The organism is Paenibacillus sp. LHD-38, from assembly GCF_031157315.1.
Classification (GTDB): Bacteria; Bacillota; Bacilli; order Paenibacillales; family Paenibacillaceae; genus Pristimantibacillus.
On record NZ_JAVIFU010000019.1, the window covers coordinates 106,161 to 131,638 of the forward strand.

The 25,478-nt window shown below is 45.6% G+C and carries 20 protein-coding genes and 2 pseudogenes; 1 reads left to right on the plus strand and 21 read right to left on the minus strand.

Annotation, left to right across the window (positions count from 1 at the left end; translation table 11 throughout):
• Positions 1-184 precede the first annotated feature (184 nt).
• From RCO25_RS17815 to RCO25_RS17895, 17 genes are all read right to left on the minus strand, one after another.
• Positions 185-1,624: a serine hydrolase domain-containing protein gene (locus RCO25_RS17815; RefSeq protein WP_308997489.1), complete on the minus strand. Its 1,440-nt coding sequence runs from the start codon at positions 1,622-1,624 to the stop codon at positions 185-187.
• 344 nt (positions 1,625-1,968) lie between these two features.
• A complete protein-coding gene (locus RCO25_RS17820; RefSeq protein ID WP_308997490.1) occupies positions 1,969-3,849 on the minus strand; it encodes a beta-L-arabinofuranosidase domain-containing protein in 1,881 nt (626 codons plus the stop codon).
• Positions 3,850-3,899: 50 nt separating this feature from the next.
• On the minus strand, positions 3,900-5,747 hold the full coding sequence (locus RCO25_RS17825; RefSeq protein WP_308997491.1) for a glycoside hydrolase family 127 protein: 1,848 nt from the start codon (positions 5,745-5,747) through the stop codon (positions 3,900-3,902).
• Between the two features lie 29 nt (positions 5,748-5,776).
• Positions 5,777-6,616, minus strand: a complete 840-nt coding sequence (locus RCO25_RS17830; RefSeq protein WP_308997492.1) for a carbohydrate ABC transporter permease — start codon at positions 6,614-6,616, stop codon at positions 5,777-5,779.
• Positions 6,613-7,566 (minus strand): carbohydrate ABC transporter permease, encoded by a 954-nt coding sequence (locus RCO25_RS17835; protein ID WP_374992126.1) that lies wholly within the window; start codon positions 7,564-7,566, stop codon positions 6,613-6,615. The genes RCO25_RS17830 and RCO25_RS17835 overlap by 4 nt, the downstream gene beginning before the upstream one ends.
• Positions 7,567-7,656: 90 nt before the next feature.
• Positions 7,657-9,069 (minus strand): ABC transporter substrate-binding protein, encoded by a 1,413-nt coding sequence (locus RCO25_RS17840; protein ID WP_308997493.1) that lies wholly within the window; start codon positions 9,067-9,069, stop codon positions 7,657-7,659.
• Between the two features lie 130 nt (positions 9,070-9,199).
• Complete coding sequence (locus tag RCO25_RS17845; RefSeq protein WP_308997494.1) at positions 9,200-10,843, minus strand: response regulator; 1,644 nt, start codon at positions 10,841-10,843, stop codon at positions 9,200-9,202.
• Positions 10,812-12,656, minus strand: a complete 1,845-nt coding sequence (locus tag RCO25_RS17850) for a sensor histidine kinase (protein WP_308997495.1) — start codon at positions 12,654-12,656, stop codon at positions 10,812-10,814. The genes RCO25_RS17845 and RCO25_RS17850 overlap by 32 nt, the downstream gene beginning before the upstream one ends.
• A gap of 149 nt (positions 12,657-12,805) precedes the next feature.
• The gene (locus RCO25_RS17855; protein WP_308997496.1) at positions 12,806-13,147 is read right to left on the minus strand and encodes a cupin domain-containing protein; all 342 of its coding nucleotides are present in this window, start codon (positions 13,145-13,147) and stop codon (positions 12,806-12,808) included.
• A gap of 290 nt (positions 13,148-13,437) precedes the next feature.
• Positions 13,438-15,285 carry an oligopeptide ABC transporter substrate-binding protein gene (locus tag RCO25_RS17860; RefSeq protein WP_308997497.1) on the minus strand — a complete coding sequence of 616 codons (1,848 nt, stop codon included), beginning with the start codon at positions 15,283-15,285 and terminating at the stop codon, positions 13,438-13,440.
• Positions 15,286-15,300: 15 nt separating this feature from the next.
• Positions 15,301-16,206 (minus strand): ABC transporter permease, encoded by a 906-nt coding sequence (locus tag RCO25_RS17865; RefSeq protein ID WP_308997498.1) that lies wholly within the window; start codon positions 16,204-16,206, stop codon positions 15,301-15,303.
• Between the two features lie 26 nt (positions 16,207-16,232).
• The gene (gene opp4B / locus RCO25_RS17870; RefSeq protein ID WP_308997499.1) at positions 16,233-17,195 is read right to left on the minus strand and encodes an oligopeptide ABC transporter permease; all 963 of its coding nucleotides are present in this window, start codon (positions 17,193-17,195) and stop codon (positions 16,233-16,235) included.
• Positions 17,196-17,199: 4 nt separating this feature from the next.
• The gene (locus RCO25_RS17875; RefSeq protein ID WP_308997500.1) at positions 17,200-18,135 is read right to left on the minus strand and encodes an ABC transporter ATP-binding protein; all 936 of its coding nucleotides are present in this window, start codon (positions 18,133-18,135) and stop codon (positions 17,200-17,202) included.
• Positions 18,122-19,138 carry an ABC transporter ATP-binding protein gene (locus RCO25_RS17880; protein ID WP_308997501.1) on the minus strand — a complete coding sequence of 339 codons (1,017 nt, stop codon included), beginning with the start codon at positions 19,136-19,138 and terminating at the stop codon, positions 18,122-18,124. Before RCO25_RS17880 ends, RCO25_RS17875 begins: the two co-directional genes overlap by 14 nt.
• A gap of 553 nt (positions 19,139-19,691) precedes the next feature.
• The gene (locus tag RCO25_RS17885; protein WP_308997502.1) at positions 19,692-20,390 is read right to left on the minus strand and encodes a class I SAM-dependent methyltransferase; all 699 of its coding nucleotides are present in this window, start codon (positions 20,388-20,390) and stop codon (positions 19,692-19,694) included.
• A gap of 754 nt (positions 20,391-21,144) precedes the next feature.
• Positions 21,145-21,891 (minus strand): class I SAM-dependent methyltransferase, encoded by a 747-nt coding sequence (locus RCO25_RS17890; RefSeq protein ID WP_308997503.1) that lies wholly within the window; start codon positions 21,889-21,891, stop codon positions 21,145-21,147.
• A gap of 151 nt (positions 21,892-22,042) precedes the next feature.
• The gene (locus RCO25_RS17895; protein WP_308997504.1) at positions 22,043-22,324 is read right to left on the minus strand and encodes an Lrp/AsnC ligand binding domain-containing protein; all 282 of its coding nucleotides are present in this window, start codon (positions 22,322-22,324) and stop codon (positions 22,043-22,045) included.
• Between RCO25_RS17895 and RCO25_RS17900 the strand changes: the two are divergent.
• A pseudogene (locus tag RCO25_RS17900) lies at positions 22,278-22,532 on the plus strand (oxidoreductase); the annotation flags it as partial. The gene RCO25_RS17895 and the pseudogene RCO25_RS17900 overlap by 47 nt on opposite strands.
• Before the next feature lie 385 nt (positions 22,533-22,917).
• Here RCO25_RS17900 and RCO25_RS17905 read toward each other — a convergent pair.
• The 4 genes and pseudogenes from RCO25_RS17905 to RCO25_RS17920 all read right to left on the minus strand — a co-directional run.
• Positions 22,918-23,346, minus strand: a complete 429-nt coding sequence (locus RCO25_RS17905) for a hypothetical protein (RefSeq protein ID WP_308997505.1) — start codon at positions 23,344-23,346, stop codon at positions 22,918-22,920.
• Between the two features lie 173 nt (positions 23,347-23,519).
• On the minus strand, positions 23,520-23,702 hold the full coding sequence (locus RCO25_RS17910; protein ID WP_308997506.1) for a hypothetical protein: 183 nt from the start codon (positions 23,700-23,702) through the stop codon (positions 23,520-23,522).
• A gap of 51 nt (positions 23,703-23,753) precedes the next feature.
• The gene (locus tag RCO25_RS17915) at positions 23,754-24,677 is read right to left on the minus strand and encodes an aminoglycoside phosphotransferase family protein (protein ID WP_308997507.1); all 924 of its coding nucleotides are present in this window, start codon (positions 24,675-24,677) and stop codon (positions 23,754-23,756) included.
• 249 nt (positions 24,678-24,926) lie between these two features.
• Positions 24,927-25,478 (minus strand): annotated as a pseudogene (locus RCO25_RS17920) (IS4 family transposase); the annotation flags it as partial.

The following is a 25,478-nucleotide window of genomic DNA, read 5'->3' on the forward strand; positions in this document are numbered from 1 at the left end:
TTTGACATCATCCCATGACTAGAACTTTGCCTCATAAAACAAGCGTAAACGGCTGTCGCCGTCCTCAGTGGCAAAAGCTATCGTTTCGCGGAGATATATAAGCACATTTATAAGTGAAAACTTATAAATTCTTATATATCAAAAAAGCCGCATGATATGCGGCTTTTAATGGGATATTCTTGTGCTATACCAACTCCGTGATCCGCCCTCGAATCTCAGCCAGATCGGGTAAAACGTTTGATTTGTGATTCAATATGATTTTATCCCCTTCAAACAGAATGCTGCTTGTTATGGCGAATGGCGTTTCGATAAACCTCATGGTCAGCTGAAGCATATCCTCCTGCTGCCAGGTAAAGCTTGAAACCACGCGTTTATCTTCTTCCTGAAGCAGCCGCGTGGTTCCCTCCACCCCTTCGCCCCGGCCGAGGGTAATACTGTATTCATGATCCGGCTTGCTCAGTAGAACAACTGCTTCATTCTCTTCAAAGGAAATGGACAGGCTCTTCCAATGCTGATCATTGTCTTCGAGCTCATATTCCTTGCCTGCGACGGTTGCTTCCAGAGGCGAATCCAGCTGCAGCCGCGGTAAGTTTATGGTCAGACCCTCCAGCTCCTTCGCCAGCTTCGCATGCGAATCCTGATCCGGGGAAAGCGACGACGGCTGCATTGCCGGGAGCAAGTAATCCCACACGGCATTCATGACACCCTGTAGATCATTAGTTCCGCTTGTCATAGCCAGCACCGCATCCTGCTCCGGCAACACGATGCAAAATTGACCAAACGCGCCATCACCGCGGTACGCTCCGTGCCGGCATCGCCAGAACTGGTAGCCATAGCCTTGAGCCCAATCACTAGCTCCGCCGTCGCCATTGGTTATTTGACCAGAAGTTGCTTCCTCTACCCACTCCTCCAGCAAAAGACGCTGCCCGTTCCACACGCCTTTCTGCAAATACAGCTGACCAAACTTAGCGATATCCTCCGTGGTAACATTTAACCCCCAACCACCGACATTAATCCCCTGGGGACAGTTCTCCCATGTCGCACCTACGATACCAAGCGGTTCAAACAAACGAGGCTGCAAATATTCAAGCAGCGTTTGGCCGGTCACCTTCTGCAGTATGGCTGAAAGCATATATGTAGCTCCACTGTTGTAGACAAAATGAGTACCGGGAGCATGCTCGACTGGCTCTTGGAGAAAAGCCTTGACCCAATTCCCGTCTACGCTCTGGTGCATATTGTTTGTGGTATCCTTATCATGGCCAGTTCCCATCATCAGCAAATGGCGAATGCGCATAGCCGATAAATTCGGCTCTATTTCATCTGGGGCATCATCCTGAAAGAAAGATATGACCGCATCTTCCAGCGACAGCTTCCCTTCCGAAGCGGCGAAACAGATGGCGGTTGAGGTAAAGCTTTTGCTTAGTGAGAACAGCATATGCGGGATATCTGATGCGTAAGGCTTCCACCACCCCTCTGCTACCACCTGTCCGTGTCTAAGCAGCATAAGACTATGCAGTTCCAAATGACGTTCTTGTACAGCATTTAAAAATTCAATTACGGCTGTAGAGGGAATTCCTTGTGCTTCAGGCTGACTTCTAGGTAAATGCAGATTTGACCGTTCCATCTTTTCATTCCTCCTTCATACTACTAACTTACTGCAACTATGAAAGACTGGCAAGCAATTTTGTGAGCGCTCTCATAAACAAATAAACGATCCGTTTCACATGAATAACCTTCTGATGATGACCAGCTATTTTAACGCAGCCACAACCTAAAGATTTTCAATCATTTCCATTTTCCCAACTTACAAACTGCCATTTTTTCAAATCAAGCGTAAACGGCTGTCGCCGTCCTCAGTGGCAAAAGCAGTCGTTTCGCGGAGATATATAAGCACATTTATAAGTGAAAACTTATAAATTCTTATATATAAACAAAGGCCCTGCCTCAAGGGGCAGAGCCTTTGTATAATCATCTTTTCTGAATATTAGGAAATTCTCCGATTCGAAGCTTGGCGCTGCCATAAGGAACTAGCACAAGCTCCTGCTCCTCCTGCTCCCTCGTGTCCGCCCGCAGCGGCGGGGAATCGGCATTATTGCCATCCATCCGCCAATTACGCACTAAGCTGCCCGTTGTACGCAGCCGCACAGGTGCTTGATTTGCCAGAAAAGGCTGCTTTGGAATATCCGCCAGCTCTACGGAGAAGCCAGCACCATTCAGCAGACCATAACGCCAAGACGTCGTAGGATAAATCTCCCAGTCACTAAAACGCTCACGCTTCACGTGCAGCTGCCAGGTCTCGCCAATCGGGTGGACATAGACGAGCGGACCGCGTTCCACGCTGACCGCGTAAAGATTTCTCTGGATGGTTCGGGTCTCCATTGGCAGCTTCAGCTCAAGCGTATCGCCGTCCGACCAATCACGCTCGACTTTGGCATAACCCTTATTGGCATGAAGCTCTATGCTCTCCCCATTAACCAAAAGCGCCGCATCTGAGCACCACTCCGGAACCCGCAGATGAAGCGCGAACCGCTTGGTCTGCCCGAGTGCCAGCTTCATCGACACCGATTCCCGGAACGGATAACCTCCGCTTACTTCAAGCGTTGCCAGCGTACCGTCCCCGTCTCCTACCTTCGCCTTCACGATGCAAGGGGCATAAGAGATGGCTGAAAGCCCCCCATTGCCATCCGACATCCACAGATGCGCGGCGAATTTAGGCCAGCCCTGATGCATGTTTGCCGTGCAGCAGCCGAAATTGGGCTCTAGCCCAAACAGGTTCGCTTCATCATTATTGCTCCAATTCCGCTTTGCTACGTTGCATATGATCTGATTTACCTGTTGATCGTACTGGTGCGAAGTCCAGTCCGCCGATATCGCAGCAGGCAGTGCGTTAAATGCCACTTTTTCAAGAATATCTCCGTACTGGCCATCTCCGAACACCCGCACCAAATGCTCCATCGTAAACATGTATTCGACAACCGCGCATAGCTCAACGCCCTGACTCGGATGGGTGCCGGACAACCATTCATCGCCGGAGAACATCCCGTGCGACTGTCCGTGGTACGTCATCAAGCTTCGAATGCCGCGGCGAACGGCGTCTTCTTCCTTAGGATCGCCTGTCAGGTCATAACGAATGGCCGGCGTTTTTACGCCCATTGCTACATTTACGACATGGGTGCGGTGATCCCAATGCTCCACCTTTCGCCAGAACGGAAAGTCGTGCAAAATACCGGTCCAGTCCATCGTTTGCTCCGCAACCTTCTCTGCCAGACCCAGCAGGAACTCCTCTTTCGTACGCTTATACGTCCAGTGGATGGCGAGCAGCATTTCTGCCCCGCGCGCTTCCGCCCAGTCCTTTAGGGGCATCCGGTCAATCGTAACTGATACATAACGGAAAAACCTCGTCAGAAACGGGATGATCCGCGTGTCGCCAGTCGCTTCCTCATGCTGGATCAGCACTTTAAGCATAATCATAAAATGCCACCAGTCATGGCCCTTGTCGATGTCATTGTTGACGGTCTTAATCCGTTCCGGTCCGAAGGAGCCGTCTGGCTTCTGACTAGATAGCGACCATTCAACCCACCTGTTCGCCTTCGCAATGAGAACCTCGTCCTCCAGCAAATGCGCGAGCGGCAGCAGCCCATCCAAATAATAAGGCCCGCGTTCCCAGCTCTCGCCGGAGCCGCCGATCCACCCGTTTTCCGGGCCTACGTCTTCCCAATGCTCCTCCAGATGCCCCGTCAATCCGTCTGCCTGAATCCGTAGCTGGTCCTTCAGCCAGCCGCTTGGCTTGACGCTTCCGAGCGGAAGCGCTTCGAATGCGGTGTGCCGCAACGATTGCTGCACTGTCATCGTTCAACATCTCCCCTAACATAGTTTGAAACTAGCATTTTATGGTGGAACTAATGCGAGTAAAGAAACCTTGCGTTTGCTTCCTTTATCCACACCTGCATGAAGCCAGGCTCTCGATTATCCCAGGCGTAATATGGAATAAACGTGCATGCGGCGCCTTCTTCGGTTCTCCCTTTCAAAGTGACGATACCGCCCATTACTTCGCCCGCGTAATCTACCGCCAAAGGTTCATCCGCGGAGAAAGAGAAGGATTGATAGGCGATTTCTTGGTTATCCGCCTGCTCCACGCAATAGACAATCGGTCCGCGCTGAATGGCAACCATGCTCCTATTTTCTTCCACTTTCGGATCGGCGCGAACAACCTCTACCGGCATGTCGAGCGCAAGCGTAACATTGTCTCCCTCGGACCATGCTCTCCGAAGAACGATATATCCTTTACTGACTTCCGCTTCTGCTGACAGGACGGGCGCTCCGTTCACTGAAAGCTTGTAGCCCCTGCACCAACCCGGAATCCGAAGCCGGATCGCAAACGAGTCTGTTCGTGCCGGTTCAACCGAAAGCTCTATTTTGCCGTTCCAAGGGAACTCTGTTCTTTGCTGCAAACGTACAGCCGTAGCGCTAGAACCTGCCGTCAGCTCGCAAGTTCCGTTCATATATTGGTTTACCGTAATACCATCCTCCGAACGGGCATATACGTAATTTCCAATCGAAGGCAGGAAACGCGCCATGTTCGTTGGACAGCATGAGCATCCGAACCATTCCACACGGTGATGCTCGCCTTGCGAAGCCAACGGATTAACATAGAAAAATTTATCGCCTGACAAAGACAAGCCTGCAAGTGCCCCATTGTACAGTTCACGTTCGACGATGTCAGCATATTTGGCTTCTCCAAACAATAGATTCATCCGATGATTCCAGAAAGCCATCGCGATCGCAGCACAGGTCTCGCAGTAAGCGCTCTCGTTAGGCAAATCGTAATCTTGGGTAAACCCCTCATTATGCTTTGACTGGCCTATGCCTCCGGTAAGATACATGTTGCGCTCTACCGTATGCGACCATACGCGCTGCAAAGCATCGACATACTCCGTGCTTCCGGATACGCGCACAACGTCCGCCATTGCCGTATACAGGTACATGGCCCGTACGGCATGGCCTTTTACATGACTAATCTCTTTAACGGGAACGTCATCCTGGCAGTACGCCGGCCCCCACTCCTCATTATCCCAGAACACTCCAACGCCATGTCCATGCCCCCGCTCCTCAAGAAGCCATAACGCCAATTTCCAATAACGCTCTTCATTGGTTGCTTGGTACAGCTTGATCAGCGCAAGCTCGATCTCTTCATGGCCTTCCACCCAGTGGAGCTTGCCGGGACCAAACATATGATCATAGTGGTCTGCCAGCTTGCATGCGACATCAAGTAGAGAACGTTTCCCCGTCGCTTCGTAGTAGGCTACCGCTGCCTCCATGAGATGGCCGCCGCAGTACATTTCATGCTTCTCCATATCCGTCCATTTAAGGTCAGGCTGCTGCAGCGTGAAAAACGTGCATAAGTAACCATTCGGCTCCTGGGCAGCTGCAATGAGCTCGATAATCCGGTCGATCTCCTCTTCCAGTTCGGGATCGCGTTCGTGCATGAGGGCGTAAGCGGCCCCTTCCAGCACTTTGTACACATCGGAATCATCGAAATAAATGCCTTGGAACTCTCCTTCAAGCAGACCAGCTGCCTTGGCGAAATTATCTATGCGACCGGTTTCCTCGCATTTTTCCAGGCAGGCCGGCAGCGTAACATTTTTCAGCAGCTCCAGACGCGGGCCCCAGAACTCATTCTCGATCTTTACGCTGGTAAACGGTACGCTTTTCCAATTTTGCAGCTGCTGTGATTTAATCGTATTCATTCGGCTACTTCCCCTTTGCGGTATGGTGATTATCCTTTTATGCCTGTTAGCGTAATGCCCTCGATAAAATAACGCTGCCCGATAAAAAACAATACGATAATCGGGGCGACAATTGCGGTCGAAGCCGCCATCAGATAACCCCACTGGGCGTTGTACATCCCCCTGAAGGAGGCAAGTCCCAGCGCCAGCGTAAATTTGTTGCCGTCGCTCAGATAAATGAGCGGACCGAGAAAATCATTCCACGTACCGATGAACGTAAAGATAAGAATAACGATCAATGCAGGTTTGGAGAGCGGTAGCATGATCTTCCACAGCACCGTAAGCGGGCTGGCACCATCCATGTAAGCAGCCTCATCCAGATCCTTCGGGATCGTGCTGAAAAATTGGCGCAGCAAAAAGATATTGAAGGCGCCTCCGCCAAACCACGCCGGAACAATGAGAGGCCAATACGTATTGATCGCTCCTAGCGATTTCCAAAGGACAAAGGTCGGGATAAGCGTAACCGCATAAGGAAGCATCAGCGTGCTGAGCAAAAGTCCAAACATGAGATTGCGCCCCGGCCATTTCAGCCTTGCAAAGCTGTAACCTGCCATTGCGCTCGTAATAACAACGCCGGACACGACGGTAACCTCGATAAGCATGGTGTTCAGAAAGTAGCGAAAGAATGGCACGACGGTCAGCGCATCACTGTAATTGCTCCATTCAAACGGCTTCGGAATCCATTCCGGCGGAAAAGTAAAGATTTGAGCCGTGGACATGAGCGAGCTCCGAATCAACCAAGCAAACGGAAAAATCATGGCAACGCTGCCTGCTATGAGAATGAGATAGATGACGAAACGATGAACTATTTTCGCTGTGCTGACGCTCATGTTTTCCCCTCCCCTTCGTAATAGACCCAGAAGCGCGAAGACCGGAACACAAGGGCGGTCAATGCCATAATGATTAAGAACAGCACCCAAGCAAGGGCCGCAGCATAGCCCATTTGAGCTTCGGCAAACGCTTTGCGGTATAGATAGAAGATATAGAACAGCGTCGAGTTATTGGGTCCGCCGTTCGTCATGACGTAAGCCTGATCAAACACTTGGAGCGTGCCGATCATTCCCATAATAATGTTAAAGAAAATAGTCGGGGTCATCGAAGGGAGCGTGACATGCCAAAACTTGCGAAGCATGCCGCCTCCGTCCACTTCAACCGCTTCGTATAGATGCCCAGGTACACCCTGCAAGCCTGCCAGGAAAATAACAGCAGCATTGCCCACCCCCCATGTACTCATTAGAATGAGTGAAGGAATCGCAGCCGTTTCACTGTAAATCCACTGCGAACCAGATAGCCCAATGCTTCTGAGCATGGAGTTGAACAAGCCGAAATCCGGGTTGAACAGCCACAGCCAGAGCATGCTGTTCGCGATGCTGGGCACGAGTACCGGCAGATAATAGATCGTTCGAAAAAAAGGAAGGCCCCTCACCTTCTGGTTCAGCAGCATCGCGATCAAGAAGGATGCTAATATGCCGAGCGGCACGCTGCCAAGCGTATAATACAGGGTGACAAACAACGACTTGCTAAAGAGCGGATCGCCTGTCGCCATCTTCTGATAGTTATCCAATCCGATAAAATGAACGTCCGCCCCGATATTCCAATCCGTAATGCTGAAAATAAGGGATGCGACCATCGGACCAAATACGAATATGATAAAACCTAATATGGCGGGAAGCGCGAACAACACTCCCCAATTCCGTTCCATTCTGGCGATACCGGACATTTTGGGTCTATAAGAACTTCCAACGACCGTGGAAGGATGTTTCTCAACGACATGTTTCATGATCATTCCTCCGTAACCACAGTTTCAGGTCCGTTCCGGTGAGCAAAGGAAGAGAGCCCCCGTGGACAAGGGCTCTCCATGGCATTTTATTTATTCGGCGTCGTATTTGCCCTGAAGCAAAGGCTGAACTTCTTTTTCCATGTCTTTCAACACTTTTTCGGCGGGATCCTTATTGGTCCAGATCTTATCAAGCGCTGCATTGATTTTGGGTTCAATCTCAACAAAGTTTTTCAAGGAATAAGACGGTGAGCGCCCTGCAAAATTCAGTGTATAATCGATAACGGCTTCCTTATATTCCGCAGGATGAGCATCGTTCTTGATCCATGAATCAATTTTGGCAGGTTCGTTGTAATACGCTTCTTCCAGCGGCATCCACAGACCTCTGCTGAACAGGTCGACCTGTTCCGGATTGTTATGGTATATATAAAATTCCAGCGCTTCATTCGGATGCTTCGTATTGGCGAATACAACGGTCGGAGCACCGAGGACAATCGTTTTGGGTTCTTTGAATTTAGGAAGCACGCCCATGCCGACATTCATTTTGCTTGCGGCAAAATCAAGCAGCGCCCATTGCCCGTCGATCGCCATTGCAACTTTTTTCGTTTGCAGCTTAACATTCGTCGCAGGCATGTTCTGCTGCTGCGTCGCCGTCGGCGCGACAAAATCCTTGTACATTAAATCCTGAAGCTTCGTGAATACTTCGATCGCTTCCGGGGAATTCATCGTAAACTTCGAGCCGTCCGCATTCGTAATATCGGCTTCGTTACTCAGAAGCAGCGGATACCATCCGCCAAACCAAGTCGGGAAGGAAATGCCGTATTGAACGATATTTTTAGGATCAAAGCCTGGGTCATTTGGTGTTTTGCCGCTGCTATCCTTCGTTAGTTTTTTCGCAACGTCTACAAACTGATCCCATGTCCAAGCACTGTCCCCGTTTGTAGGAGGCAATTCAATGCCCGCTTCCTCAAATAAATCCTTGTTATAATACATCGTAATCATTTCCGCCGCCGTGTTCGTACCTATTGTCTTGCCGGGAGCGTAATAATAATAGGATTGCTTTAGTCGATTGTTCAGCTCGGGGTACTGATCCAAGTATTGCGTCATATCCAGCACTTTGCCATCGGCAGCCCATTTCAGCGCAAGGCCTTCTCCCAAATACGCGACGTCAGGCAGATCGCCGGTTGCCATCAGCGTATTGATCTTCGCATTGTAATCGCCGGGAACGTGTTCGCCTTTCACCTCGATATTCGGATGCGAGGAGTTAAAAGCCTTAATCATTTTTTCCATCGCTTCTTTCTCGAAAGCACTGCCCCAATACATGAATTTGAGCTTAACCTTCTCGCCGCTCGGCTTATCTTCGCTGCCGGAATCATTGACCGGCTCGTCGTTGCCTGCATTGCCCGAATTGCCTGAGTTGCCCGAGTTGCTGCTGCACGCAGTAACGATGAGTACTAAACATAGCATGACTAGTAAAACAATCATTCTGCCTCTTCGTTGTGACATTCGTTGCGTCCCCCTTCAATTTTTGGTTGCGCTTACAAGGTTATTATGCCGTTATTGGATGGAAGGTTTCCATAGAATAAGTTGCGGCACTCTTTGAATTATTGACTTCTTTTTTGGATAGCTTATATTTCTATTGAAACCTCTTTCTAAAATCGGTAGGATTGATACCTTGATGCTTCTTAAAGGCAATGCTGAAGTAGTTGGCATCTTTATATCCGACTAGTGCCGCAATTTCATGCATCTTGAGCGCGCTTCCCGTAAGCAGCTCACGGGCTTTCTCGAAGCGGATTCTCGTTGTAAACTCTAAATAGGTTTCATCCGTTTCCTGCTTGAACAGCCGGCTTAAGTAAAAGGGGTTCATGTGAAGCGCAGCAGCAAGCGACTGCAGACTGATCTCTTCGCTGAGATGCTCACGGATCCACTCTTTCGCTTGTTCGATCATATTCATTGCGGGTCTTTTCTTCGTTTGCCGGATCTGTTCGGATAAAATGGCAATAAAACCCCGGATGAATGCTGCCAGAGACTGAATCGTTTCGCAGCCCGACATTGCCGCAAGCGGCTCCCCGGCTTCTTTAGGAAGCTCATGCCCCGTCTCCACGTACAGCCTCGTCGCATAAACGACAAGCTGTGAAGCGATCATGCGTGCTTCCGGCAAGGGAACATCCTTCAACTCATCGATCCATTCCTCCAGAATGCCCTGGTACTCTACCCCGCTTCCTGCCCGGAGTTCACCCAGCATGAACAATTCTTTAGCGAGCAAATTTTTTCGGCTGCTTCCCGGCGCTTCCAGCAGGCGAGCAGGAATAATGCTGCATAAACCGAGAACCGCCCGGAATTCCGCTGCTTTAATCGCTTTTTTGTGCAGCTCATGCAGTTTGTCCAATGCTCCCGTGGTCCCGCTAATGCCGATCGTAACAGAGAGTCTGAGATAGCTCCGATATACCTCCTGCAATTGCTTTGCCATCCCCATCATTACGGCTTCAGATTTTATCCCGTCATCGTCTCCTTCAGACAGCCTCATCCAGACCAGCAGCCGGCTTTCACTCAAATGCAGCACATGTCCGCCATTTATTGAATTTGGAGTTCCGTTTGTGAACCATGTACTCTCCAATGCTTCTTGCGCAAGTTTCCCGAAAGCATACAAATCCAATTGTCGGCCCTGTTCTGAGGCTTTCCCGAGCGTTTCTTCGAAATTGTCGATGTCGATGCAAAGAAATCCATGAATATCTCCTTCTCCCGGCATAACGCCAGACTCGCTAAAAAACTCCGATGATTCCTGGTAAGAACGGCGCTGCTGAAGGAAGTCCAGAAGATGCTGATCCGCCGCGGCCCGCTTATACGTATTCAGCCTTCGTTTCAATTCATCCATATACCCTGACTCCTTGCGGTTCGCGGCAGCTTGAATCGAAGCCTTCTTCAGCGCCTGCATAAGCTCGCTGTACGTAACGGGTTTTAGCAAATAATCCGATGCCTGCAGGGTTAGCGCTTCCTTCACCTTTGGAAAGTCGTCATAGCCAGTCAGAAAGATAATTTGGGCAGCGGTGCTGCAGCGCCGAATATGTCGGGCAACCTCCAGTCCGTTAATCCCGGGCATATTTATATCAAGAAGAATGATGTCAGGCGCATGCTCGTCGAAAAGCGCAATCGCCCTTGCCCCATCTTCCGCTTCTTCTACCTCTTCAACACCGAACTCGCTCCACGGCACGGATGAATGAATACCGCTGCGGATATGAAATTCATCGTCAACGATCAACGCTTTCATCGTCTGGACCATTTTCTGCTACCTCCGATTCCGTAATTGCCGGCATAGCCAGCGTAATGGTTGTGTAGAGACCAAATTCACTCTGAATCCTTACGCCGAAGCCATCGCCATAGCGGAGCTTCAGCCGGTCATGCACATTTTTCAAGCCATATGTCAAGCTAGTCTCTTCCGTATCCAGCGCATAAGTGAGCTCCTTAATGCGATCCGGCGTTATTCCCTTACCGTCATCCGTAATGTGAAACGATAGGATGTTATCCTGAACCTCACCGGATATGATGATCATGCCCTGTCCCTCTTGCTGCTTCAAACCATGGTAAATCGCGTTTTCAACAATCGGCTGCAATATAAATTTCGGCACATAATAACCGGACAAGTCCTCTTCAAAGGCTAAAGAGAAGTCGAATCGGTCCTTATAACGAAAATTTTGCACTTGAATGTAGGCCATGACATGCTCAACTTCTTTTTTCACCGTAATGATCTGATTTCCTTTATTGATCGTTAATCGAAAATATTTTCCCAGATTGCTAATAACATCGCTAATTTCAAATTGCTTCTCAGAGAATGCAAGCCATTTGAGAGATTCAAGCGTGTTGTATAGAAAATGCGGGTTAATTTGGGCTTGAAGAGCTTGTATTTCCGCTTCTTTGCCTTTAATGAGTGCATTATAAACCTGTTGATCCAACGCCTTGTTCTCGTGAATCATCCGTATAAACCGTTGGCCGATTTGTCCTACTTCATCCTCCGGATCAAATTTAATAGCCGGCGGCGGATCAATCATCCCGCTCACTTTAATAAGCATGGACAGCCGATTCAGCGGCTTGCGAATCGTGCCGCTGATCCAGTTGGCGAGGAGCAGCCCCATGACCAGCGTTCCGGCAAAGATCCACACGGTAATCGCCCGGATCGACCTTGCATCCTCAGACAAGCTATCTGATTCTATGCTATATACGAGAGACCAGTCGAAAGGCAAATTATGCTGCATCGAGCTCATCCATTTGTCCTGGATAGAGACGAATTGTCCGGCTTTCGGGTCCAGCTGCCATGTCATTTCGAACAAGCTTTCGTTCGTCTCCTGCTCTTCTTCCCGCTCTGGCAGCGCGTGCAGCATGTCGCCCTCCTTATCAGCAATCATAAGCCGGGCCTGCTGATCCGCATTCAAGAACGATAACCCTTCAAAAAAACTTGTTTTGTCGACCTCTAAAATAATAAAGCCAAGCGGCGCAAAGTCCCCGCTCGTACGTCTTAATACTCTTCCAACCAGCATCGTTTCCTCATTTTTCTTCATGTTTTGGTCAAGCGATTGACCGTCGCGAATAACGGGTAAGTTACCTTCTCCGAGCTCCTCATACCATTCCTTCGCTTCCGCCGTGCTGATATAACTGCCGTATAATCGCCATTCTGGCGGTGCCGTCATATGATAGATGACGTAACGGACTACATAGGATTTGGATTGCGTAATCGTATTCATCGTGTTGTTAATGCGGTAAGAATTGCGAATATAACTATAATCGCTCTCTTCGTTTGCGACTTGAATGTTCTGGCACACCTGATCCTTTGCCCCGGTAAGCGTACATTGAATTTGCGAGCTGCTGATGATGACGTTGAACAGTTCGTTGAAATCGACAAGAATTCTTGTCAGGTAATGATTGGCGATACCGCTTGCGGCAAGGGTATGCTTCTCCGCATTTTTCATTAGTCTGTCGGCGGAAATCTGGGACACGGACAAACTTATGAATAACATCGGAAGCAATGTAATCAGTGTTGTTAAAATAAACAGCTTGCCGCGGATTTTTTTGAATCGGAATAATTCTAGCAGCTTGTCCATCGTAAAACCCCATTCGAAAGGTATAGTCGGTTTTCTTTCTGTATTAATTAAAGCGCTTACATTAAAGGCAAATAAAGGCCGCTATCCGTTAGCAAAGCGGTCAATTTTCAAGCGGTCTGGCTAATTAAAAAAGCTACACATAAACGATATTAATCTACTACGATCCTGTCACCTTTACTATTCGGTTGAGAAATTACCAGAAATTCAACTTCTTCGTTTGACTTATTAAACATTTGATGTGGTATCAGAGGCAAAACCTCGATTCCCTCGTGTCGATGTAAAACAACCTCTTTATCACCAATTTCCAAAGTTGCTGTACCTGTTAGGACAAAGAAAAATTGTCGGGCATTTTGATGATAATGCTTAACTTCCGAAGTATTTATTGACATTCGTTCATGAATAATGCTTAAATCTTGGCCTTTAACTAAATGCCAACCATCACAAATTTCGCCCCATATATAATGTTCAGCATTGTGCTTACTTATTTTCATCCCAGTAGTTCCCTTCATCCGCTGTTCTATTTATAGTCAAATATTATACACATTAAAGCATAATGATCCAATATCCTTGTAAAAGGTTCTTTGACCTCTTCCACACTTCAGTATTTCTTGCCACAAGCGTAAACGGCTGTCGCCGTCTTCAGTGGCAAAAGCTATCGTTTCGCGGAGATATATAAGCACATTTATAAGTGAAAAATTATAAATTCTTATATATTAAGAAAGGGCCCGACCACTTCTGGCCGGGCCCTTCATAAAATGCTTTGTACGAGCATCTCAGCTCATTACTTCGCTACAAACGGTTTATCCTGCGATACGGCAATCTGATAGGGATACAGATTCGTTCCATCGCCAATCGCATAATTAAGTATCCGTTTGTTAACCGGAACGATCACGGCGCGGTACAAGGTTGGGAAGACCGGAATATCCTTTACCATTAGCTGCTGCCATTCCTTGTAAATTCCTTGACGCACCTTCACATCAAAGGCTTCTGCTGACACGCCTGCTTTAAGCAGCCGATCCTGTTCTTCGCTCGCATACCGCGAGAAGTTATAGATGGCGTCTCGTCCATACAAGCCTGCTGGGTCAACGTCAATGCCTACGCCCCATGCGCCTTGATATACATCGACTTTAGGATCATCTTCACCATTAGAGCCGACACGGTCATAGAAAGTATTGAATTCCAGCATTTCCAGTTGCACATTTAATCCGATCGCTTGCCAGGACTGAACGTAGTACTGTGCAAGCGGCTGAGCAATATCCCCGCCGGTCATGGATATAAAATTAATGACTAATTCGCTTCCGTCCGGGTTGGTACGAAATTTTCCGTCTAGCTTATATCCCGCGTCATCCAAAATTTTCTTCGCTAATTCCGGATCATAAGCAAGCCCCGGATTCGTAGAATCATGGTACTCCGGATGAGACGGCGGGATCAGTGTCGTCGCGTTCCAGCGCAAGCCGTGATAGAATTTTTTGCCGACTTGATCATTATCGACTGCATGCGCCATCGCTTTCCGCAAATTCACGTCGCCCATTTTAGCTTTTTCATCAGGAGCTACCTTTTTAGCCGTTGCATCCCATTTCCCTAGCTTAAAGCCGATGTACGTATAGGCACGGTCAATCGCACCTAGGTATTCAACGTTCGACATCTTCGCGTTATCCGGGTATTGATCAACCGGGAATGAATCTACTAGATCAACTCCCCCGCTTTCCAGCTGCTGAACGATGGTCGTTGGATTGATAACCTTCAGAATAACCTCATCCAAGGCAGGCTCTCCCCGCCAGTAATCCGGATTTTTCTCATAGACGACCGATTCTCCTGGAACGATGCTTTTCACTTTAAAAGCACCGAAGCCGATCGGCTTCTCGCGTACCTCTGGCGAGGAAGAAATTTTTGCCACATCCATATTGCCGAAAATATGCTTTGCTAACGGATAAGACCACACGCCGCCAGTCAACAAGGATGGCGTCGATTCAATGTACGTAATTTTCAACTTTTTATCGCTAAGCACTTCTATGCCAGAGATGGTTTTCGCTTTACCGTCATGGTATTCATTCATCCCTACAATATTAGTGAAACTCGAGTCATAACGCGGGCCGTCATATTTTGGATTTCCTATGACCTCATGGGCAAACAGCCAATCCTCAGCAGTCACAGGCTTGCTATCCTGCCAGTTGACATTATCACGGATCGTAAACGTAAACGTTTTACCGTCCTCCGACACCTCATACGTTGCAGCACCATCATTCGTATATACATAGCTTTTATCCCAAGCCAGCAGCCCTTCATCAAACCAGCCTAGCACCTGAGCATCCGGGTCGCCAGAATAAAAGTTGAAGTTCAGTGTTCCTTCAAACGGAGTATCCGATACAAGACCAAAGGTGATCGAGCCTCCCTTAATCGCTTCGCCTTCATTCTTCTTCACATTACTAAAATCATCAATCGAATAGAGGCCATCTTCTACGGCAGGTTTCTCGCTCTCGGTTGGAACCGGCTTATCTCCTCCATCAGTCGGAGACGGATTGCCCGCTTCGTTCCCATTGCCGGATGTACATGCCGCAAGAAAGACGAGCAGAGCCAGCATGAACGGTAAGATTAGGGACCTTGAAAAAATAGATTTCTTCTTCACCATCATTTTCCTCCTCTATTATCCTTTTCTTTGTCTTGCATCTGTCGCACGCTTTAACGCTTGACCGACATTATTTATACTCAACATCAATACCAAAATCAGTAACGATGCAGGTAACCAAATCCACCATCTAGACTCTAGCGTTTGCGGGTCCCTAGCATAGCTGACTAAAGTACCTAAGCTTGGCGTGCTCTCCGGGAAACCGAATCCCAGAAAGGAAAGGCCGGATTCCAAACCGATATTTGCCGCCAAATTTAAAGTCATCGTGACGATAATGATGGAGCTTAAATTCGGCAGCACTTGCGACATCATAATTTTCAGGTTGGATGAGCCTAATGTTTTTGATGCTAGAACATAATCCAGCTCCTTCTCCTGCAGCGCTTTGGAACGGATCAGTCTTGCAATCCCCATCCATAGAAAGGCCGTCATAATGAGCGAGAAGGATACGATGCTATATTTGGGCACGGCTGTAACAAATGCGATTACAATCATTAAGGTCGGTAAAATCATAAAAAAATCGACAAATCGCATAAAAATATTATCAACCATTCCCCCGAAATAACCGGAAATGAGCCCTACTAGAACACCAATAAGGCCTGTAAGTAAAGTAACGATAATGCCGATAGATAAAGAATTCCGGGTCCCGATAATTAACTGTCCAAAAACATCACGTCCTCCATAATCGGTGCCAAGCCAATATTTTGAAGAAGGAGGCTGCTTCAGTTCGAATAAATCTATCGTAACGATTTGTGCCTGATCCAGAACAAGGGATATACCGTAGACTGACAAGATGACTAGGCTTAGGAAAATCAATGATAGGAAAGCGACCTTGTCCCGAACGATTTCCCGCCAGATAATGCTCCAGCTTGAAGGACTTTTGTCCAATTGCTTTTGCGCGCTTATAGGGGAGGTTGTCTTTCTCATTTTATTCACCTCAAAGTCTCGGGATCTTATTTAATTCGAATACGAGGATCAACTATCGTTAAGATTATGTCAGAAATTAATGCTCCAAGTATGGACGCTGCGCCGTACAATAGAACCAAGGCCGTAACGACACTGAAATCCCGTAGTGAGATCGAGCTCAAGAACAGCTCACCCATTCCCGGATAACTAAAGATACTCTCAATGAAAACCGTGCCGCCGATAAGCCCCGTAATTTCATAACCAAAGAACGCTGCGATCGGTAATAATGAATTCCGTAAAATATGGCGATTATAGACACGGGATTCTGAGGCGCCCTTTGCTCTTGCCGTTAAAATGAAATCCTTCTGCTTTGTGTCGATAATCTCGCTTCGCAGCAGTTGAACGGTTGTTACCGTTGTAATTAATGCCATAGATAAAGCTGGCAGCAGCAAATGATAGAATTTGCTCATGACGTATTGAAGGGTACCTGGCTCCACTCCCGGAGCGATGCTTCCTCCGGTAGGAAACCACCCAAAATGAAATCCGAACACCCATAGCATCAATAAAGCAAAAATAAACAACGGAGCCGCGAAGCCTATGTACGTATAGCCTGTTATCAATCGATCCGCCCATGTGTCGTGATAGCGCCCGCTAGTAATGCCAAGCGGAATCGCGATGAAGTAGGTAAGTATTAACGTTGCTAGGGATAACCAAACCGTATTCATCATCCGCTGGCCTATCAGCTCAGAAACCGGCATTTTAAAGCGGAACGATTGCCCGAAATCGCCTTGAACGGCTTTTGTAATCCAATCCCAATATTGCACATACCAAGGATTATTAAGACCTAACTTCTCACGCTGCGCATCCAGCGCAGCCGGATCGATGCTCGGATCGAGCAGGCCTGTCAGCGCATCGCCCGGCATCGCCTTAGCCATTAGAAATACAAGAATGCTCAATAATAGAATTTGAGGAACCATAATGATCATTCTTCGTACAACTGTCCTCCACATCTCCTCAACCTCTCTCAGGCAAAGCCACGAAATGTGTCTCTGATATTGGTTTCAATGGATAAGCCATGCCATCCTCGTCAAAATACTTCCCATAGGCTTGTTCGTATTCCGACTTCACCGCTTCTCGAAATCTATACTTTTCCTCGCGTTTAGCCGGATCAATATCCGGTATGGCCGATATAAGACGTTTCGTATAAATATGTTGGGGGTTATCGAAAATATCCGCTGTCGTTCCTTGTTCTACATAACGGCCCTTATACATAATTCCAATCTGATCACACATATGCCGAATAATGCCGAGATCATGACTGATCAATAAATAGGTAAGGTTTAATTCCTTTTGGATGTCCTGCATAAAGTTCAGGACCTGGGCTTGTACGGACACATCAAGTGCCGACACCGGTTCATCGGCGATAATCAGCTTAGGCTTTAGCGCTATAGCTCTTGCTATGCCGATCCGCTGCCGCTGTCCTCCAGAAAATTCATGCGGGTATTTATAAATCGATTCCGGGCTGAGGCCTACCTTCTCCAATAGCTGCTGCACTTGACGCTTCTCTTCACTTGCGGATAGCTTCTCGAAATTCCGCAATGGCTCAGAGATAATATCCAATACGCGTTTCTTCGGATTCAATGAGGAATAGGGGTCTTGGAATATCATTTGGATGTCTCTGCGGAATGCCGATTGTCTCTGCAAACCGCCTGCAGCAAGCTGTTTTCCTTCAAAGAGAATGCTGCCCGATGTAATCGTGTTTAAGCCTATGATCGCTCGTCCTGTCGTAGTCTTGCCTGAGCCTGATTCACCAACAAGACCATAAGTCTGCCCCTGTTCCATGGAGAAATAAATACCGTCAACGGCCTTGACCGGTTGGCCCATCCTGCTAAAAATGCCGCCGCGATTTGGAAAATGCACCTTCAGATCGTTAACCTCAAGAAATGACATGATGACGATCCTCCTCCTTTGGATCAAGGAAGTGAAAATGCTTGTAACAGCTGCATCTGACTAAGTGCCCCGGTGATATCTCATGCATAACCGGATCTGCTTCATGCGCGGAATCATCGATCCAAGGAATCCGCGTCTTAAAACGGCAGCCATGACGAGGAAGATTTTGCAGAGAAGGTACGATTCCCTGAATAGCATGGAGCCTCGACTTCGCTTCATTTGCAGTCGGTATCGATTGCAGCAATGATCTCGTGTAGGGATGCTTAGCTTTCGAAATAAGCGTATAAATATCGGCGATCTCAACGATTTGGCCGGCATACATAACAGCCACGCGATCAGCCATTTCGGCTACGACGCCTAAGTCATGCGTAATTAGGACTATACCTGCCTTACTATGCTCCTTCAGCTTCCTAAGCAATTCAAGAATTTGCAGCTGTATCGTTACATCAAGCGCGGTAGTTGGTTCATCAGCGATTAGCAGCTTGGGCTCATTGGCGATCGCGATCGCAATAACAACACGCTGCCTCATTCCGCCAGATAATTCATGGGGGTATCGCCCGTAGGTATGCTCGGGACGCGGAATTCCTACTTTTGCTAATAGCTCGATCGCCTTATTGGTCCTGTCCTTCTTCGAAAGCTTAGGCTTATGAAGGAAAATGGCCTCTTCTATCTGAGAGCCGATTATCATAAGCGGATTTAATGCCGACAACGGATCTTGAAAGATCATCCCTATTTCATTCCCTCTTAGCTTATTTAGCTTCGCGGGAGAGATATGGGCAATATCCTGACCATTGAAATAGATGTTCCCTTCTATTCTCGCTCTTGTATGCAGCCCCATAATCGAATAGGCAAGCGCGCTCTTACCTGATCCGGACTCCCCGACAATGGCAAGAACCTCATTTTCCCTTACCGTTAGCGTCACATCATCTACTGCTGCATAATCATGATCCGCGATTCGAAAAGAGGTCGTTAAATGCTCGATTCTCAACAGCTCTTCATTCAATGGAATCCCCCTAACAGTCATTCAAAAGTCACAATTATCACAATATTCAGTCAATTTTAGACAAAAGTAATCTAAGACTTTGGAACGAAAACAGAAATCAATACAACTAAAGTAATAATATTTACAATACTTTTTTACTTAATTATGGTTAAAGACCATTATTTTATCCATATGTTAATGTTATTTTTACATTATGTCAAGGATTAACTTAGAATAATACATAATTAAATTATTATTGTTTTTATAATATTATTCCATCATTAATCGTAATTAGCGGTGAATTATAAAATTAATCTCATAATATCTACTTCTAGTTTGCTCTTTTATTCGATCTCATTGTGAAAATTTATAAACAACTCGTTTCATGCAAATTATTAACCCTATTTATTCGAGGGTTCAATTATAGTTTAACTATCTAAGTAGCCCGGTTCGTTCAACCGGTGAGGTATCTTAATATAATGAGCAGGCCTTAGCGCCTGCTCATCCATGTACGTTATTCATCTATAGTGCAAAATCAATTCGGGTTAACTCATTGATCGTTATCTGCGATAAATCATTCCGCTTGGCAAATCCATCCCGCAAAAAGTCCAGTAGAATAAAACCGGGTTATATTTGTAAAGCCGGATTCTGCCAATAGCCGTTCGATTTGATTTTCTGGAATGAAAGATATTTTCATAATGCCTTTGTTTACCAACTCTTTCACTTTGGCTGATTCTTTACCAGCATCGAGCCAAAAGCTTTTCCATACGTTTAATCTGTCTCGAAGTTCGGCATCATCGCGGTCTCCGTACGCGCTAACGAGTACGAATGGAGCTCCCGGTTTCATATTATCCTTAATGGTTTGGAGAAGCTTCAACTTCTCTTGAATATCGTCAATAAAGTGAAGAACCAAGATACAACTTGCCGCGTCGAACTTTGAGTCTGGAAGCGGCAGGTCGTCAATCGTTCCCTGGATGAGTTTGACGCGGCTTTCTAAGCCAAGCTGAACTGTTTTATTTTTAGCAATCTTAAGCATCTCTTCAGAAGTGTCAACTCCAGTGAACGTCCATTTTGGGTTAGACGGTCCCCATGCGGAAAGTTCATTTCCGCCACCTGCGCCGATCACCAGCAAAGATGCCGCTTTTTCGCCCAATTGAGCTCGATAATAAGATTGAACCATCGCGAATAACGCATCATATGTGGGAATCGAGATTCGGGTGTTTGTCTCGTATACAAGAGCCATTTCAGAATTGAATGTAAATTCTTCCTTCATGTTTAACCGCCTCCGTTGTTTGATTATGCAATGCCCGACAAGAGTCACCTGCCTTAATATTTTCTTAGCAGATGTATCGGCATTTTTGTATGACTTTTTCGTGAGGATCCCTTATGTTAGTAAGCTGACCCGCCGCGGCAGTCTGTCCAATTTAACATTTCTGCCCGTTAGGTGAGTAAGGGCAAAAGGATACCGGATTCCGGTCCTTCGCCGATAATAGCACAATCATAAGTTATCCTAATTCTCCCTCCCGATTTTCAATAATTATATTAGAGATATAATAGATACGTTATATCTATAATATTTTCAAAAAAAGAACGGAACCTCATTCCGTCTTGATTCATTTCGCTAAATCCGCTATTTTCTTGTTCTCCAGATACTTTTCAAATTGTCGCTCGGCGTCGATTACAAACTGCAGGATTAGACACTCGCTTCGGTGATTCAGACTGCATTCGACCAAGAAAGCTATTCCTTCGATTGCATGGGTGATATCCAGAAAGAAGATATCCTCCTGCTTCCGAACAGATGGAGCGCATAGTCTGTCGCCAGGGAATATATCATTCAGAACCACCATTAACGACATTGTGAATCCATAATAACTCCAATGTTTATAAAAGGCAAGCATTTAATCTTTACTTCGCTAATTGACCAGTAACTTATATCTGGCCGTACGGAAACAGCGGCAGCCTTGGACGAGATAATAAAGTCCTAGACTACCGCTAAACATCTCAATTCCATGTGCAAAATGCGAAGTTTATTTTGTAGCAATGACAGCATATATACCAGGAATTCTATCCTCTGTCCCTTCCGGCATTTCATTGAAAACCCATCTTTGGATACTTCCCGACTCTTCATGAAGAGCCTCAACAGTTAACCCTGCTTTAACTAAAGATGTTATGACTTCACCTAATGTCCAACGTCTCAATTTCATCTCTTCCCCATCAACCGATTGGTCGAAATAATTACCACTTGCAACAAACTGTCCATTTTCAGCCTTTAATAATTTCCAAATAACTGGATGGTATTCTCTGAGAACGAATCTTCCGCCTTTACTTAGTAGGCGATTTACGATTGTAAACAGCTTTTCAATATCGTAAATGTAGTGCAACACTCCCATTTCTAAGAATACAATATCAAATTCCCCTAATTGTTCAGTATCCAATTCCATCACATCTTGAACTATGTATTCAATCTCCACATTGCATGCATTAGCTAAATCATATCCGAACTTAGCATTTTCATTAGCTATATCAACTACTTTTACTTCTTTTGCACCCATCAAAGCGACGGAGACTGCTTTAGTGCCATTAGAGCCTAGAAGATTAATTATTCTTTTGTTCATTACTTCCCCCAAATAATCAGCAAGAACTTTTAACCTTTTCCTTGGATCATTCAGTATTCTTTGAGCTTCTTGCTCAATCGAACCAAACCGATTCAGCCATATTTGATACCTATCCTTATTCCAGCTATTACGATTAATAGAGCTCATTTCTTTCTGCATCTAATCCCTCACTTCACATGAAATAAATGCGTTTTTTCAATTCTCGCCCCACCCGATAGCAACAAGAACATTTACTTTTTTCTATTCCGGCTGCTTCACCCGTTGAAATTCTTTGAACCGCGTCCCTCCCTTCTAGACCACCAGCAGAGTTCTATTTATGCTGATTATCAGGAATAACCTTATTATGTTCGATTGGCGAGGAGAGAACAATCAAAGTCGTCGAATCTCCGTGTTTACCCAGTTCATTGATTACGGTTTCCATGGATTGCAACGATTCGCTAGCCACTTTAACTAAGAAATTGTACTGACCGCTTATACGGTGTAGCTCGAGAACATCAGGCGAATTCTTGCAATGATCAACAAAATTCTCGATGTCACAGGACGATATTCTTGAAGTGATTGAACAGTATGCAACAGCTGCGAGAAATGCCATGATTGCTGGTTTTGACGGGGTCGAAATCCACGCAGCGCATGGCTACTTAATTGACCAGTTTAATTCAGAGGATACGAATACTCGGACGGACAAATATGGCGGGGACTTATCGCGTCGTTTAACATTCATGAAGGAGCTGCTAGCAGCAGTCGTGAAAGAAATAGGCGCGGCGAGGACGATCGTTCGTTTCTCAGAAATGAAGGACGATATATGCCGCATTTCATCTGAAGCATTTGTTTTAATACGTTTCTCATCTTCACTTAAAAGGCTGCTCTTCCCTCATAAAATGACGAGAAGAGCAGCCTGCAATTACTTAAATTTGATTTTTGGGGATACCATTCAAACTTGGGACGTAATCAGCGGCCTTGTTGCTAGTTAGCGTTTGCGCTTCTTCAGTGAAATGAGCGTTATTCTGCTGGTTGTTTTTCTTATCTGCTCGGTTATCTTCGCGGTCATACTTAGGATCAGCATCATTTTTGGGCATAGCGTTCACCTCCATCTCAAAGTTAGTATGAGATGGCGGATTTCATTTTATCCCATTTGTTTGAAACTAACTGAAAAGAGTTTAATCAAGATCGTTAATTATATGTTTGTTAGTTCAAACTATTTGAATACTTTTTTATTCGTGAAAATGTAAATGCATTCAATTCAGGTAAATAAATTTGATAAACTTGTCTCCCACGGAACAAGAAATGATCTCCGTTTAATACCAAGGTTAATTTTTCATTCGATTTCAAAAGTATGTTTATGCGGGCAGGCCCACCTTTTGGACCAGGACCTTTATATTGTGTTACATCATCCTTCTGCACTTCCCTTAACAAGGATACAAGTATATAAATTTCTTCTTTCTTTAACATAATTCGATTATGGGTAGACCACCTGATTTCAGCGGTATTAATATCGTTTATTGATAAATTAGTGAGCCCCCAATCCATCTTCTCATCTGATGCCATCACAGTTTTTTCATTAATTCCATTTATAAGTGCAAAGATAAGCACCATTAACACCGTACATCTCCACATTGCAATACCACCTATTTTGAGGCGTATTATGCCCGATGTTTTATTAAGCTATGCTGCCCGTTAGTTGAGAAAACTGGAGCGAGAAATGTATAATCGATTTATAGCTCAAGCATTGTATTGGTGCTTGAGCTTTTTTTGTTTCCCAATGATTTCTGCTAAAATAAAGTTCAACTCTATTCAAATTCCCCGTCTTCCCACATATGAATTCCCATACATAAACCATCTCCATCTGGAGCCAATTCGATTTCTTCAAGATATTCTCTTGTATTCTGGTCAAATACTCTTGTAATCAGCGCAAATTCAACTCCATGGTCCTTATCAATGCTACTGTCAATAACACCATCTAATAGCATCATGAAACCATTCGAGGTATCACTTATATTAGAAATATTGTTTGAAGTAGCTAGTCAAAACTGTACTGACCCGTATCTTAATTTATGTAAATTCTTAAATATCGTGATAACTTCGAAAATATCTTTAATGGTCTCACCATATTTCTGTATATATGAACTTAAATTATAGGTTGAATGACAAATACCCCACAATAAAACTCTCTCTTCATTTAATTTCAATTCATTTACCAAAATATTTATACGTCTTTCAATAACTTCACTTAAGTTCTCAGAAGGTAGTTTAGTCCAAAACATTTGAATTACGTCATATTCTCTTTCACCGACCATTCCATGGGGGTCAATTGCTATCCATGCGTCTTTACCCGAAGATAAAATATTATAATGATGTAAGTCACCGTGTAGAATATACTGTTGTTTTATTGTAGAGTTCAAATGTCTAAATAATGCTCCTGTCTCAAGTAGCATTTGTTTTGAAAATGGTCCAATACCATCACTGTACTTATTACAGTTATTTCTAAATTCTAATTCTTTGTCTGAAGTTGTTGGTAATTTACAATGGGCGTGGACTGGTATCCAAAGTTGTTCTATGACCTTACATATTATAGATGTTGCTTGTTCATCATTTTGAATGGTAGCAAGTTTTTCTCCTGGTGTGATACACTCCAAAATCATGATTCCCATATCCAATTCGTAATCAATTAATCGAGCGATACCGTTTCCATTAAAAAGTTTAAGAGCCTCCACTTCATGGAGAAACTGCTCATCACTTGGAACGACAAGTTTTAATACCACCTTTGTTCCATCATTTAAAATTGCAGGTGCAGCAAAGTTAAAAGACAACTGATAAGGTGCCATAACACGCATTGACCATCTTTTCTCGCAATACTGAATAAGGCTATTAAAATTTCTTAACCATTCCTCGCCTTTCTCTTTATGGACCGCTTTGATTTTTTCCATAAATTGATGTGGTAATATCATTTACTTCATCCTCTCTAACACGTCTACTAATAGCTATATTCTACATCCTCCTCTGACTTCCTATTGAAACTATTATTGAATTTTACCATAGCCAAACATTGAGCTTTCTGCCCATTCACTTAATAAAATGAGCAGGCCACCGAAGCGCCTGCTCATCCATGTGTGATATCGTACCGAGGGGAGTTCAGTCGCGCGGCATCCTGTCACTTTGAAGAAGTACAGAAAATAAACAGCTTAGTTGTTCATAACTCAAACTTCGCAGCTTGAAATAGGCAGATAAGCCTTGAGATAACTGGGCAAACCGGCGATCCATTGTTGTAGTTGACTTTTAATTAATTTTGAAAGTTTTTTGTTTGCCGTTGCTGCGACTTCATTGATCAAGTCGAGCAGTTGCTGTAACGCGATCACCCAATCCATGGTGCCGACCTCATCACATAGCAAATAAAACAACCCGCCTAGAGTTCGCTGATCCGTACTCTGACGATGCTGCCAGGCAAGCAGAATGTAACGAGAAAATACAATGGTCGTATGGCTAACGAGCAAATCGTAGGAGAGACCTCGAAACTCCTTTTGCAAGCGTAGCATGGATTTAGCGCACTTAAAGAAGACCTCAATGTCCCAACGCATGGAATAGATACGGATGACTTCCTCGACCGTTAAAGTCAAGTCGGTTGAGAGAATCGCCAACCATTCCTTCTTCTTTGAACGATGCCGAATAAATACCACGAGAATAGGGATCCCTGGAACCAATTCTGTTCGAATGGAATGAAGGATATCGGACTTCTTTCCTTCAACTTGTGG

Coding starts and splice junctions, on each gene's coding strand:
- RCO25_RS17815 (WP_308997489.1), bottom strand. CDS start 1,624: ATGGAACGGTCAAATCTGCATTTACCTAGAAGTCAGCCTGAAGCACAA.
- RCO25_RS17820 (WP_308997490.1), bottom strand. CDS start 3,849: ATGACAGTGCAGCAATCGTTGCGGCACACCGCATTCGAAGCGCTTCCG.
- RCO25_RS17825 (WP_308997491.1), bottom strand. CDS start 5,747: ATGAATACGATTAAATCACAGCAGCTGCAAAATTGGAAAAGCGTACCG.
- RCO25_RS17830 (WP_308997492.1), bottom strand. CDS start 6,616: ATGAGCGTCAGCACAGCGAAAATAGTTCATCGTTTCGTCATCTATCTC.
- RCO25_RS17835 (WP_374992126.1), bottom strand. CDS start 7,566: ATGAAACATGTCGTTGAGAAACATCCTTCCACGGTCGTTGGAAGTTCT.
- RCO25_RS17840 (WP_308997493.1), bottom strand. CDS start 9,069: ATGTCACAACGAAGAGGCAGAATGATTGTTTTACTAGTCATGCTATGT.
- RCO25_RS17845 (WP_308997494.1), bottom strand. CDS start 10,843: ATGGTCCAGACGATGAAAGCGTTGATCGTTGACGATGAATTTCATATC.
- RCO25_RS17850 (WP_308997495.1), bottom strand. CDS start 12,656: ATGGACAAGCTGCTAGAATTATTCCGATTCAAAAAAATCCGCGGCAAG.
- RCO25_RS17855 (WP_308997496.1), bottom strand. CDS start 13,147: ATGAAAATAAGTAAGCACAATGCTGAACATTATATATGGGGCGAAATT.
- RCO25_RS17860 (WP_308997497.1), bottom strand. CDS start 15,285: ATGGTGAAGAAGAAATCTATTTTTTCAAGGTCCCTAATCTTACCGTTC.
- RCO25_RS17865 (WP_308997498.1), bottom strand. CDS start 16,206: ATGAGAAAGACAACCTCCCCTATAAGCGCGCAAAAGCAATTGGACAAA.
- opp4B (WP_308997499.1), bottom strand. CDS start 17,195: ATGTGGAGGACAGTTGTACGAAGAATGATCATTATGGTTCCTCAAATT.
- RCO25_RS17875 (WP_308997500.1), bottom strand. CDS start 18,135: ATGTCATTTCTTGAGGTTAACGATCTGAAGGTGCATTTTCCAAATCGC.
- RCO25_RS17885 (WP_308997502.1), bottom strand. CDS start 20,390: ATGAAGGAAGAATTTACATTCAATTCTGAAATGGCTCTTGTATACGAG.
- RCO25_RS17890 (WP_308997503.1), bottom strand. CDS start 21,891: ATGCAGAAAGAAATGAGCTCTATTAATCGTAATAGCTGGAATAAGGAT.
- RCO25_RS17895 (WP_308997504.1), bottom strand. CDS start 22,324: ATGGCATTTCTCGCAGCTGTTGCATACTGTTCAATCACTTCAAGAATA.
- RCO25_RS17905 (WP_308997505.1), bottom strand. CDS start 23,346: ATGTGGAGATGTACGGTGTTAATGGTGCTTATCTTTGCACTTATAAAT.
- RCO25_RS17910 (WP_308997506.1), bottom strand. CDS start 23,702: ATGATGCTATTAGATGGTGTTATTGACAGTAGCATTGATAAGGACCAT.
- RCO25_RS17915 (WP_308997507.1), bottom strand. CDS start 24,677: ATGATATTACCACATCAATTTATGGAAAAAATCAAAGCGGTCCATAAA.